The organism is Cupriavidus sp. 05T313 (genome assembly GCF_056396665.1).
On the sequence record NZ_JBFTLX010000571.1, the window covers coordinates 1 to 605 of the forward strand.

The following is a 605-nucleotide window of genomic DNA, read 5'->3' on the forward strand; positions in this document are numbered from 1 at the left end:
AACCAAGGCTGCCGTCAGCTGCGGCTACGTGCTGGCAGCAGAGTTGCGGGCTTGCGATATCGACCTGAGCTTCACCCCGGTGCTTGACCTGGACTACGGGCTCAGCGCTGTGATCGGCGACCGCGCCTTCCACGCCGACCCGCGCGTGGTGACGATGCTCGCCAACCACCTGACCCATGGCCTGCTGCTGGCCGGCATGGCCAATTGCGGCAAGCACTTCCCCGGCCACGGCTTTGTTGCCGCCGATTCGCATGTGGCGGTGCCGGTGGACGAGCGCGGTCTCGACGAGATTCTCGCGCAGGATGCGCGTCCTTACGAGTGGATGGGGATGGCGCTGTCCTCTGTGATGCCGGCGCATGTGATCTATCCCAAGGTGGATCCGCATCCTGCCGGTTTTTCGCGCTACTGGCTGCAGGACGTGCTACGCACCCAGCTTGGCTTCGAGGGCGTGATCTTCAGCGACGACCTGAGCATGGAAGGCGCAAGCGTCGCGGGCACGGTGACCGAAGCCGCGCGCGCGGCCCTTGGCGCCGGCTGCGACATGGTGCTGATCTGCAACCATCCTGAGCGTGCGGACCAGTTGCTCGGCGAACTCGATGTACGCA

At 65.5% G+C, this 605-nt stretch carries 1 protein-coding gene; it reads left to right on the plus strand.

The genetic code is table 11. The annotated features are described in order from the left end of the window. Positions 1 to 605: beta-N-acetylhexosaminidase (gene nagZ / locus AC1DKD_RS41805; protein WP_477144804.1), on the plus strand; the 605-nt coding region annotated here is incomplete at both ends.